Raw genomic sequence first — 11,804 nt, 5'->3', positions numbered from 1 at the left:
ACAAAACCCGGGGCAATTCAAGGTCGATCCGACCGGGATAGAGAGCGTCCAATGTTCCGAACGCTTCGGCGACAGCAAGCGGTGCGTGATTGGGCAGCATGATACCACCTGCCCCCACCCGAATGGTTTTCGTCGCTCCCGCAACATACCCAATAGCCACAGCGGTCGCTGCCGAAGCGATACCGGGCATTGCATGATGTTCCGCGAGCCAGAAGCGACGGAACCCTAAACTCTCTGCATGCGCGGCAAGGTCTGCGCTACGATGGAGAGCCTCTGCAGCAGAACTCCCTTCATTGATAAACGCCAGGTCGAGAATTGAAAGCGGAATCATGCAGGCCCCTTCCCTGTTTGCCGAGGTACTATGTGGGGTCGACACCGCGCCATACCAGAGGACTTATCAAAACGTAGAAAATAGCGGAGATACGGCCTCAGATTACATGAGATCTAAAAAAGCTCTCCGTCGCTGGAGACCTAATCGCCAACATAATGCCCTTTTCCCGCCATCTCGCGCATATCCGTGATACCAGTCAGACGCCAGCCATCGCCCGCATCCTGAAACGTCCAGACATGCACATCCTCTGGCAGAACAGGTCCATCCAGAAGGGCTTCGAAAATCCGGGGATCGGAGACCCAGTGTGGCATCTCACGCGGCTTCATCAGAATGGCAACCGTGATCTCGCGCTTTTTATAGCCTATGGACCTGACATCCGTATATTCAAGCACATGATCAGCTTCCAGCGGATAGCACAGCCCGTCCGGTGCCACGATGCCTGGCGGAACAATGCCCTTGCCGGTTCCGTCCTTAACCGGCACAGGCCGGGGCGTCATGGCCGGAGCAATTCCCATCAGCCCTGTCCGCAGTGACGAGTTGGCAAGAAACCAGTCCGCAGACCGCCCTGTTCCAATAAACAGGTCTGCCTTCATCTGGTCATTGCTTTCGGTGAACTGCTGCTGCGGCGCAGCAGGCATCCCGCCTGCCATCGTGTCCTGAAGCGGGACAAAAGCGGAAGCCTCTTCAGACGGCGCATGAGTGTGCGTGACAATTGTAACGGGCACACGTCTGACAACACCCGCATCAATTAGCGCCTGCAAAAACGCGCCTGACGCGATACCAGACGGACCACCACCAAAATAGACACCCGTCACCCCAGCATCGTAACCCGGGGCAGGAAGCGCCATGCGAGGCTGATCAACATTATTCATCACCCCCAGCCCGGACACGAAGATCTCGCTGTTTACCCTTTTACACACACGCCTGCTGGCAGCCCCAAGAATATTGCCCCGGTCATCTGGCCATGTGCGGACAGATTCAAGAACCTCTTCGGCCGCTCTCCGACTGGACTCATAATGCGGGGTCAGCAATATCCACCCGCCCCCAAGACCTGCCACCATCAATACCGCCCAAACCGGTCTGCGGCACGCAAGGCCGGTCACTCTGCCCACGACGTTTTTTACAGATGCACTGCTCATTGTGTGTAATCAGTCCTGAAAATCGGCGTACCCTGTTCGACCTGAAAGACCGTCTCGCGGCGAAGCCTGCTGCCGGGGGCCAGAAAATCTGGAGCCCCTACGGTGCGTCGGAAAACTGCCGTATCCATCCACGCCGGCACCCTGTCCACACTGAAAACGACAGTTGCTCTGTAGCTCAGATTTCCAGTTCGCGGATCTGTCTGCGGTCGGATATTGGTGACCTCGCGGGGCTGCACCGGAAGACAGGCGGCAGACGCAATGCTCACCATATAAGGAAACACGACAGGAACGGTGTAGCGACCGGACTCGGGAAGAGGTGTGTCATAAACCCTGACAGGAAATGACGCTTTTTCCACCAGAAAACGATCATTCCATTGCAAGCGGTACAGGAAACGCGGGTCATTGCGTTTGACGGTGAAGATAACGACGGGTGCCGTTCGGATTATATTATGGTAAGAGACCGGGTGATAATATGCACCGCTTTCGGTTCTTGCCTGCGGCCCGACCTCACTTGATGCCTGATGAGCCGTCATCGTCAGAGTATGCCGCACAAGCAGCCCACGCTGCTCCAGATCAACCACAAGATCCGGAATATTCCCAGCAGGGCCCGCGTAGAATACAAAAGGATGTGCTGTTGGTTTGGTCAGCTCCGTGCGCTCCAGCCAGCCAGTCATCCCCCCACGCAACTGAAAGTTAATGCCTGTGTTGGAACCGAGTTGCAGACACTGGCGCGCACCGTCTGGATAATGCAGGTTTTCTGCCTTGAGCAGTTGCACAGGCAGACTGTGCTCGTGATGCCACCAGAACGCCGAGAGAAGCAGAACACCCGCCACACCAGCACTGCGCCGGGGCGCGTTGCGAACGAGTGCAAATACCCGTTGCGGGAGATCACCCGAAATCAACCGCGTCATCAGAGATTTCCTACATCGCGACAAAGCTGGAGCAGGCCGGAGAGTTTCGCCGTGACGACACCGCCCAGAGCAATCATGCCTTCAAGAAGCCGGGCCCCATCACTGTCAGCTTTCAGGCCATCCAGCCTCTGGTGCAGAATCAGATGCTCCAGTTCCACAAGACGCGTGACCTCATGCAATCCGGCATAAAGCTCTTCTACTCGCGCCTGAGCATTCTCCCTAAGCGGGAAACTTTCGATCTCCGCCATGGCATCCCCCTTTAAACCCGCGTTATTTCGTGCCAGAGTCGTATAAATGCACGAGGAATCGCAGAAACACAGCAACACCCATGTTACGGTATTTCAACTATACACACAAGCGGTATTTCGCATACGAGTAAACTCCCACGTACCAGGGAGTGCCTATGACCGCATCACGCACACGGAAACGCCGTCTTATGGATGAACAGATCAGACACATGCGCGAAAGAGGCGAACGGCTGCGCCAGGCCGCACAGTCTGTCGGCATTACTACCCATGCCGCCAAGGCCGCCGGTGTCCCCTACACGACCCTGAGAGATTATATGAACGGCGGGGAGATGAAGCTCACGTCCCTCGCCGCCCTCGCCCGGGTCTGCGGCGTTTCACTGGACTGGATTGCTTATGGCACTGGCAGCACGCCTGACACACCACCAGATAGAACAGGACAGCCTGCTATTCGGGGCGGCAGCCAGGTCGTCATCCCGTGGATCGACAGTCAGGACGAAGGGCTCCGCATTGGCAGAAACTGGCTGGATACCACGATTTCACGGGATAGTGCCGGTTTGCGTCTGGTGAGCGTGAGCGGTGACGCCATGACACCAACCCTGCGAGATGGTGATCTAGCCCTGATCGATACAGGTGCCCGCCAGATTAAAGGGGGTGCGATCTATGCTCTGGATGTCGGTGACGGGATCATGATCCGTCGTCTGGAGAAGCGGCTTGGCGGCGGTATCCGCGCCTTATCCGACCATGACCGTTATCCCCCTCAGGATCTGACACAAAGCGAAGCGGATGAACTCATCGTGCTTGGGGAAGTCGTCTGGGCCGGTGGCCCGCCACGCGCCTAAAAAGCAGAACCGGCGGTTTTTGTCTCTCAATAATTGGTTTTTCGCTTGATGTTGTGCGGTTTTTCGCCCATCGCTCCTGAGTTATACCGCACGTACCCACTTGGGCAGTCTCAGGAGCGCATCATGTCTTTCCTGCCTTATCTTACCATCCCACAGTACACCTGCAACGCGCCGGCCTCCTCACGCTTTTCTGCGCACACGCGCCCACGCATGCTTTTACGGCTGTCGTTCACTGCTTTGGCCATGACAGCGGTCATTCTTACAGCTCAGCCGTCAATCAGCCATGCAACCGACTGGCAGCATATTATCGACCATGCAAAGGGACCTTCCTTCGGCGATGAACTGGGGGCCAAACCAGGAAGGGCTGCAACAGCGGCCGATGCCGCCCTGCTCACCCATACGGACAATCTGAAATTCTCGAACGGGAAATTTTATCCAGGAGACCCAAAAGACAGCCCCTCTCTTGATCAGGCTCCTCGCATTCTCGATGTCAGCTTTGGCCCTTCGCTCCCTCATGCCACAGTTCTGATTGCCCATGCTTCGTATTATGGGGCAACGGATACCTATATCGCCATTGTTGACGCACAGGGGAACTTGCTGTGGGACGACAATGCCGGAAGCATTCAGCTTCTCCCGACCGAATTCAGTGGCGTGCATGATTTTGCCTCGAGCCTGTCTTATCCGGGATCAGTGATCAATCGCTGGGACCCCAAACTCCACAACTGGAAAAAACTGACGTCGGTAGGAACACCTTTTTAATCTTCAGACAAGACGGAGGTCTGTAAACCGGCAGATCGTACTGGTTTACAAGACCTTCGCGCACAAAACTACGAGAAACACAAGAAAGTATAATTTTCTTCGCCTATATAATCATTTATCCGCTTGCTATAGACGCAAATCCGCCCTATATGCTCCTGAGAAATATCGCCCATTCGTGGCGACGAGTCAGGAGCCATACAGGTGCTGCGTTCCCCCACCCTCCCTTCTTATGCAGAAACCCGAGCAGGTCTTGCCCCCATCGCCCCTTTTGGCACCTACCCTATGACACGCCGCCAGCGACTGGCTCGTCTGGTCATGCATGAGCGCCTGCTTGGACGCGGAAGGCTCCGTCGCCTGGCCGTCTCCTGGTTTCAGCAAGGGCCAAACATTGTTGATGGCCTCCTGTTCGGCTATCGAGTGCGGTTTCACCCACGGGATAATCAAACGGATGCAAAAGGTGCCGTTTGTGGCGCGCTTTATAACCGCCGGGAACTTCACTGGCTGCGGCGTATTTTGTCCCCCGACGCCACATTTGTCGATGTGGGCGCCAATATGGGATTTTTCTCGCTCTATGCAGCACAGTGTCAGACACGCCGTATTCTGGCCATCGAGGCTAACCCCACCCTGATACAGCGTTTTCAGGAAACGCTCAGCCTGAATCAACCGCTCCCCATTTGGACAATTTCCTGCGCAGTTGGGGCAACATCAGAAACTGGCACTCTGATGCCGCGCTATCATGATCTAGGCAGCGGTCAGATTGCTCCACTGTCCACAGAGGCCAGTCCATCAGACCATCCTGCGCTTATTCCCATCCGGCCACTCAAAGATATCGTTATCGAGGCCGGTTTCAAGCAGATCACACTTATGAAGCTTGATATCGAAGGCATGGAATATCATGTTCTGGAACGCCCAACACAAAAAAGCGCCTGGTCCGGGCTCTCCATGCTGCTGATTAAAAGCGGCCTCTACCGTATTGCCGGGCGCACACGCGCCAACCTGCTGCTCTCACGGAAAAAACCGTCAATGATCGGACAAGTCTCGTCTTTTTAAAAATAAAGCACAAAGAAAAACTGCTGCCTGCGAACAGGCAGCAGCTGTGAGATCAGTCTTTCTTGTCGAGACGATCGAGTGTGTCACAGGCGCGCTCCAGAGCCTGTGTCATCGTTTCAGCCAGAAGAACCACGCCATCAATGGTGTCTGACGCACCATCGCGCACCTCTCTGAGACCCGCCAGAAGCGGGCCTTTGAGGATCAACAAGACCTCATAAACGTCACGAACCGGGGACGTGCTCTCCAAGAATTGATTTGACATGAGAAAAGTTCTTTCTTCAAAAGGCATTATCCTCAGTAAAGAAAATCCCCTCGCGCACAGTGACACGGGAGCCCCGATGACACACGCACGATGACCTCTTCCTTTTCTGGGGAGAAGGGCAACGACCCTTCGAAAACGCCTCTGCAAAAATCTGAAAAACAGATCTGACACGCGTACATTACCAGCAAAAAAAGCCGGATTGACGGAGCCCTCGCATAAGAGAAATGTGGGCCACCCCATGGAACCAGAAAAAGGGGACGCACGATCAGTGCGCCCCCTTCCCTCTGTACCCTGATGACACCGCCATCAGACGGCATTTAGTCAAAATCCCGAAAGATCCCGCCTTCCATTGCCTGCCATCCCTGCGCTTTGCCCCATGGCTCAGAAACCGGTGGTGGCAGCGTGCGTGTGCAGGATAAGGCGACCAGCATGTTCAGACGCGTCTGGAAGAGCAGTTCCGAGAGCAGGACACGCCCTTGCAGCAGGCGGGCTGTGGCACCGCTTTCATACCAAGGCATATCAAGCGTCGGCTGACTATATTCAGCCAGTTCGGCCAGTGTGTAGTCACCCGTCTTGCCCAACTGAAACACCCGCGCGAGGCGATAAAGACAGAGGAGATACGGTGGCATCTCCCACGGCCCACCCAGCATCTGGTGCAGGAACGCCATATTATAGCCGGCAAGGCACAAGGGCTGTGCCTGCCCGCGTGGAAAGACCGCATTGAAGAGACTGTCTTCCACGACAAACGCACTCCCGCCTTTTTCACCGGGCACCAGCTCCAGAACACCCTCGAATGTCGGACTATCGATCTCTGTCGTCCTGTGCCCTGCGCAAAAGATCACGTCTTTCCACGCGAGGGAGACCGGTAACCCCGACCGAAGACGACAGGGTCCACCGGATGTTTCAGGTAGAATATCGATCAGGCGAATGGTGCCCTCCTCCCAGCGTGGGAGCCTTTCTGCTGTTTTGGGATGATTGGTCATGATCAGGCTCCGCGCAGTGCAACATCATCGACGAGATCGACGCACAGGTCTTTCAGCTCTGCGGGATGCGCAAACATGTCGAGCCAGATCAGAACTGGTTCGATTTTTTGAGCCCGATAGAAGGCAAGACGCTGATCAAGCCGAGCCAGCCATGTGCGCTCATCTTTATTGCGGGTTATACGATCAGAACCGCAGCAGCCCACTACTTCTATGTAGCGGGAGACAGCACCTTTACGGAGCGTAAGGTCAGCGCGGAAACGCCCGTCACTAATACAGATGGGTTCGTGCACATCCACATGCATGTTGCGGCGTTTGAGAACGGAGAGCATTTGATAGACAATGCGCTCAGGAAGAGAGTCCAGTTTCGTGCCGTCGGTTGCGACAGACCCGGGTGCAGGCAACTGCGGCCAGCGGCAGCCTGCCATGTGCTGCACCCGTGCCCACTCTTGCGTGCCGCTCTCGCCAATGAATACCAGATTCTGACCAGCGGGCCCCATAAAACGCAACATATGGGAGTTAGGAGGAGCACCCAGAGCAAGAGCCATGTCTCTATAAAGCAGAAGGTCCTCGTCGATCGGATAAAAGATAGAGGACAAAGCAGACGAACTGCCTGCTGTTGTTGAAAGCGTAGCCATTGTAATTCCACTAAATGGAGTAAACCCGTAAGGAAGCTGTGCCATGAAGGCCTTTTCCTTTTCTGGGGAGGCTGGCACTGCAGCCTCGAACACTCTCCATCTCCTCGACCCGCTACGACTCACACAAAAACAAAATCCACTTTCTTCATAACGCAAGCACGTCACTGCAGACGGCACGCTCAATCAAGCGCCGAAAAAGTCGGGAACGACTTATTTTCATTCTTTTTTCGAGAATTTTATCATTTTCACCAACACTCATGTTTGTGGAAAAATCGTTGTATTTTTTGCTTACAGTAATTGTCGCATTTCCGAGCTTTTCAACGCTCCTTGACGAGCCAGAAGGCGGAAAAAATTTCACTACAAATCAACAACCTAAATCTGTTCTTTTACTGACCAACTGGCTGCCGGCAGGCAGTCAGCACGAAGTGTTTTTCGGTGCCCTGCACCAAAAACACGGTATCGTGCCATCTTTCTCTCTTTTTGACTTATTTAACATCTTTGTAATGTTATTTATGTCTTTTTCCTGCTCATTCTGGCTTCTGACAAAGCTGTCGTTCTCTTTCTTCAAAAATGACCTAATCACCCCTCAAAAGGCGTCTGTATCCATTTATTTGAGGCTCTAATGTTTATGAGTGAGCCGTAGAAAATCATTCACAGAGGCATTTTAAGGTCTGTTTTTGCCCTCATGGTTGTGGAGCGGCCTGGTCGGTTTTGGCGCTTTTTTGAGGTCTTTTTTGTTAAGAATTTTTCCGAAAAAACGCGGATTCCGTTTTGCCCTCCACTCCGGTTTTGGTCGTGTTTTTGGCTGTTTTTCCTTGGACCAAGGATTTACCCCTGAAAACCGTGCAGGAGACCCCAAAATCAGGGGGGGTCTTCCTTGGCCCGGCGGTTTCAACTACTTTTTGCGACGGGAACCCCTAAAATCGGGAGGGTTCCAGGGGGGTGTTCCTTGGACCAAGGATTTACCCCTAAAAACCGTGCATAATCGTCAATATAAGGAGGGTCTGCTTTATTCCGTCCTGTTCAACTCATTTTCCTGACGGATTGCCCAAAATCGGGGAGAGCCATGCGAGCGACTACGCAAAGATCTTTGACGCCGCGGCACAGGAACACGTGCTTTCATAAATTTCAGAAAATAGTCTTTCCTTCACTTCCTCATGAGGAAGTGACGCTTTTGAACTTAAGCGAACAACAAATTCACTGCCCGAAAAATCTTATTTTTTATGTCGCTCTTGTTTATAATAATGTTTGCCTTTCCTTTAATTCAGAATTTTATAAAGCGGTTCTCTACAATGTTTTTTAAGTCTTCGGATCAGGATCTGAACGTAAAACTGCAGTGTTTTTTATTAAATTCTGTTGCGCAGCACGACACTCATTGTTTTCCCGCGGCAGAGACAAAAGATCTGCACATCATGTTTCTTGAACAGAAACTCCGCCTCCTGATCCAGACTCCACAGATGCCAGAATCTGATAGACAATTTCTAGACTTTTTAGATTATTTTGAGATAAAAAATCGTCACGATCTCCATAATCAGGTGCACGCACTGATCGATCCGGAGCAACGTCCACGTTACGTACCTTTAGCCGAAGAACCCTCTGCAGAAACACAGAAAAAGCAGAGAGCTCAACGTCACGCCCTGATGTCTTATGTCCATGCGCACGATATCTGGACTATAATGGATCAGCTTCATCGCGCTTACAGACAGACTGGCCGGGCTTTTCCCCGCTACGATTTTAACCGTTACATTTCCTCGCGCAGCGTAATTACCGGCTCTCTGCGCGGGACTTTAGGGCGCGTTCTTCATATTGCAGCGAGACAGGCACGTCATCACCCGAAGATTCCGCTCTCCTGGCAACGATGCTTCCATGCTCTGAATGTCACACAGGGAGCAGATGCACTGCTGATCGAGCCTCATACGTCTACAGCAACTTCTAAAACAGTAAGAACAAGAAAGAAATCTTTCAAAAGCACTCTTAGCCTGTCAGGCTTCAAAGCTCTTAAAGCACGGCATCACGCTATTCTGCCGCTTCTTGCCGCAATCGATGTAATCTGGTGTCACCATTACCTGCCCGCAGAAAGCGCCGGAAACTGGTCGGATACAGGATATGAGTGCTTACGCGATTTTCGTACGCAACATAGTCTCATGGACACGCCAGCTGATCTGGAAATCGCACGCGCTACGGTGGCTTATGCTTCGTGGTTCCGAAATTGGGGCATTCAAAATGGCTCACACAAGGCGCGTCACAGACTGCTCGATCCAGTTCTGACACCAGCGCTGGCAACTGATATTGCTGCGGCACCGCCCGTTAATGCTCCACTTTGGCGGAATTACACAAAGGGAGACACAAAGCTTCAGATCGAGGATCCTATTTCGGCATATTACTACAGAGTTCCCACTCAGTTTTATGGACCACCAGAGGGAGGGGTTGCTGAGGACACAAACGGGAAAGCACCGCCCGGCCTTGTTTTGCCACTTCCCCCACTGCCGGCAGAACTGGTTTCTGCTTTAAAGAGTTACACTGGTCCCAATACCCGTCCGTAAGAACGCCCTGTGCGGTCCAAATCATTTTAGCCTCCACCGTGCATTCGTCGTCTGAGAGGCTCCCCACAGGCAAACTGGAGGGGCAATGATGAAAGCAGAGAGAACAACTCATACTCTCGAGACGACATCTCAGAGCAAGGACACAACGCTCCGTTATCTTGTGCAGATTCTGGCGAGGCAGGCGGCATTTGAATTCTTGAAAAACCAATTGGAACAAACCTGACCCAAACGTTTTTCTTGCACTGACATGACGGGCCATACATACTGGCACTCAGCAAAGCGCAGTCCCGTTTCCAGGTTCGAACAACACCCACCATCCGGGCGCACTCAAGGTGCCCCTTACCTACTGTGTTCGATGAAGAGTGCGCTCCTGACATTCCGACCGGCACGCGTTTCCCATTTGAGGACCATCATCTCTCGCCAGTCCCCTGACATTATGAGAGATCAAGATGATGAAAGTTGCGCTTTACGCCCGTTACTCTTCGGACAATCAGAGAGAGGCCTCGATTGAGGATCAACTCCGGCTCTGCCGTGCTTATGCCGAGACGCAGGGCTGGACGGTCATCGACAGTTATTCTGACCGGGCAATTTCAGGTGCCTCGCTGATACGACCAGGTATCCAGAAACTCATCGCAGATGCCAATTCGGGTTGCTTCCAGATCCTCCTGACAGAAGCGATGGATCGCCTGTCCCGCGATCAGGAAGACATTGCCGGCCTATTCAAGCGCATGAGTTTTGCCGGCGTGAGGATCGTCACGCTTTCAGAGGGTGAGATCAATCACCTCCACATTGGCCTGACCGGCACAATGAATGCGCTCTATCTCAAGGAACTGGCCAACAAAACCAGACGCGGCCTGCGCGGTCGTGTCGAACAGGGCAAGTCCGGCGGTGGCCTGTGCTACGGGTACGATGTTGTCCGGCAACACGACACTCATGGCGAGGCGATCTACGGCGAACGTGCAATCAATGGCGAGCAGGCCGAGATCATTCGCCGGATCTTTCGGGAGTATGCCGACGGCAAATCTCCCAAAGCCATTGCCCTGTCTTTGAATGCCGAAGGCCATCGCGGCCCTCTTTCCGGAGCCTGGAGTCCGTCAACGATCAATGGCAACCGGGAACGCGGTACAGGCATCCTCAACAACGAACTCTATATCGGTCGACTGATCTGGAACCGCCTGCGCTACATCAAGGACCCGAACACCGGGAAACGCGTCTCCCGCCTCAACCCTGAATCGGAATGGGTTCTTCAGAATGTTCCTGATCTGCGCATCATTGAGCAGGATCTCTGGGATGCGGTCAAAGCCCGTCAAAGCAAGACGACCTGGTCGCAGAAATCTCGTGGCACTGGAACTCATCCGCTCAACGCCCTGCAACGTCCGACCCATCTCCTGACCGGTCTGATCAAATGCGGTTGCTGTGGCGGCGGTTTCTCGATGATCTCCAAAAACCATCTTGGCTGCGCGACGGCCCGCAACAAGGGCACCTGCAAGAACCGCCTGACAATTCGACGGGACGTTCTGGAAAAATCCGTTCTCAACGGTCTGCGGACCCAGATGATGGATCCTGCCCTCTTCAAGGAATTCTGTGACGAGTTCACACGAGAGGTCAACCGACTGCGGATGGAAAAAGGAGCCGATCTGGCTACCCTGAAATCCGAACTTCCCAAAATCGAGCGCGAACTCGACAAGGCCATTCAGGCTATTCTCGATGGCGTCCCGGGATCACGCCTCAAAGACCGCATCGGTCAACTCGAATCCCGCAAAGCGGAGATTGAGGGGCATCTGGCTGACGCGCCTTCTCCCCCACCACTCCTTCATCCGAACATGGCGGAGCTGTATCGGCAGAAAATTGCGATGCTCCAAGACAGCCTGCAAAACGAAGTCACCGGAACGCAGACTAAAGAAGCGATCCGGTCTCTGATCACCCGGATCAAACTCATCCCTGAGAATGGAGAACTAGCGATTTTCCTTGAGGGTGACCTGGTGTCAATGCTGGCCTTTGCCACAAACAGGAAGAACGCCATGCATCACCCGGACGCTGGCGTTCTTGATAAGTTCTTGATGCAGGATTCATTGGTTGCGGAGGCAGGATTTGAACCTGCGGC

13 protein-coding genes are annotated in these 11,804 nt (G+C 53.5%); 6 read left to right on the top strand and 7 right to left on the bottom strand.

Annotation, left to right across the window (positions count from 1 at the left end; all coding sequences use genetic code 11):
• From AD930_RS00360 to AD930_RS00345, 4 genes are all read right to left on the bottom strand, one after another.
• The coding region (locus AD930_RS00360; RefSeq protein WP_156476780.1) for an MsnO8 family LLM class oxidoreductase at positions 1–331 on the bottom strand (331 nt) is incomplete at its 3' end.
• 140 nt (positions 332–471) lie between these two features.
• Positions 472–1,470, bottom strand: coding sequence for a hypothetical protein (locus AD930_RS00355; RefSeq protein WP_061504707.1), 999 nt, complete (start codon positions 1,468–1,470; stop codon positions 472–474).
• The gene (locus tag AD930_RS00350) at positions 1,467–2,381 is read right to left on the bottom strand and encodes a hypothetical protein (RefSeq protein WP_061504706.1); all 915 of its coding nucleotides are present in this window, start codon (positions 2,379–2,381) and stop codon (positions 1,467–1,469) included. The genes AD930_RS00355 and AD930_RS00350 overlap by 4 nt, the downstream gene beginning before the upstream one ends.
• Positions 2,381–2,629 (bottom strand): hypothetical protein, encoded by a 249-nt coding sequence (locus AD930_RS00345; RefSeq protein ID WP_061504705.1) that lies wholly within the window; start codon positions 2,627–2,629, stop codon positions 2,381–2,383. Before AD930_RS00345 ends, AD930_RS00350 begins: the two co-directional genes overlap by 1 nt.
• 155 nt (positions 2,630–2,784) lie before the next feature.
• Here AD930_RS00345 and AD930_RS00340 point away from each other — a divergent pair, with 155 nt between their 5' ends.
• The 3 genes from AD930_RS00340 to AD930_RS00330 all read left to right on the top strand — a co-directional run bounded on the left by AD930_RS00340 (position 2,785) and on the right by AD930_RS00330 (position 5,277).
• Entirely contained in the window at positions 2,785–3,468 is a 684-nt protein-coding gene (locus AD930_RS00340) for a LexA family transcriptional regulator (protein ID WP_061504704.1), read from the top strand.
• Between the two features lie 123 nt (positions 3,469–3,591).
• Positions 3,592–4,227, top strand: a complete 636-nt coding sequence (locus AD930_RS00335) for a hypothetical protein (protein ID WP_061504703.1) — start codon at positions 3,592–3,594, stop codon at positions 4,225–4,227.
• A 201-nt stretch (positions 4,228–4,428) separates the two neighbouring features.
• Positions 4,429–5,277, top strand: a complete 849-nt coding sequence (locus tag AD930_RS00330) for an FkbM family methyltransferase (protein ID WP_061504702.1) — start codon at positions 4,429–4,431, stop codon at positions 5,275–5,277.
• Between the two features lie 52 nt (positions 5,278–5,329).
• Here AD930_RS00330 and AD930_RS00325 read toward each other — a convergent pair whose 3' ends face one another.
• From AD930_RS00325 to AD930_RS00315, 3 genes are all read right to left on the bottom strand, one after another.
• Positions 5,330–5,539 (bottom strand): hypothetical protein, encoded by a 210-nt coding sequence (locus AD930_RS00325; RefSeq protein WP_156476779.1) that lies wholly within the window; start codon positions 5,537–5,539, stop codon positions 5,330–5,332.
• Between the two features lie 317 nt (positions 5,540–5,856).
• Positions 5,857–6,522: a hypothetical protein gene (locus tag AD930_RS00320; protein WP_156476778.1), complete on the bottom strand. Its 666-nt coding sequence runs from the start codon at positions 6,520–6,522 to the stop codon at positions 5,857–5,859.
• A 2-nt stretch (positions 6,523–6,524) separates the two neighbouring features.
• A complete protein-coding gene (locus tag AD930_RS00315) occupies positions 6,525–7,202 on the bottom strand; it encodes a hypothetical protein (RefSeq protein WP_244150436.1) in 678 nt (225 codons plus the stop codon).
• A gap of 218 nt (positions 7,203–7,420) precedes the next feature.
• On the opposite strand from AD930_RS00315, the gene AD930_RS18150 reads away from it, so the two are divergent.
• The 3 genes from AD930_RS18150 to AD930_RS00300 form a co-directional block, all read left to right on the top strand.
• Positions 7,421–7,780, top strand: coding sequence for a hypothetical protein (locus tag AD930_RS18150; protein WP_156476777.1), 360 nt, complete (start codon positions 7,421–7,423; stop codon positions 7,778–7,780).
• 669 nt (positions 7,781–8,449) lie between these two features.
• Positions 8,450–9,700: a hypothetical protein gene (locus AD930_RS00305; RefSeq protein ID WP_156476776.1), complete on the top strand. Its 1,251-nt coding sequence runs from the start codon at positions 8,450–8,452 to the stop codon at positions 9,698–9,700.
• Positions 9,701–10,152: 452 nt separating this feature from the next.
• Positions 10,153–11,804: recombinase family protein (locus AD930_RS00300; RefSeq protein WP_061504696.1), on the top strand; the 1,652-nt coding region annotated here is incomplete at its 3' end.

Origin of the sequence: Acetobacter malorum (genome assembly GCF_001580615.1) — a bacterium.
Lineage (GTDB): Bacteria > Pseudomonadota > Alphaproteobacteria > Acetobacterales > Acetobacteraceae > Acetobacter > Acetobacter malorum.
Note: the sequence above shows the minus strand (reverse complement) of the source record. Positions and strands in the feature narration are given on the sequence as shown.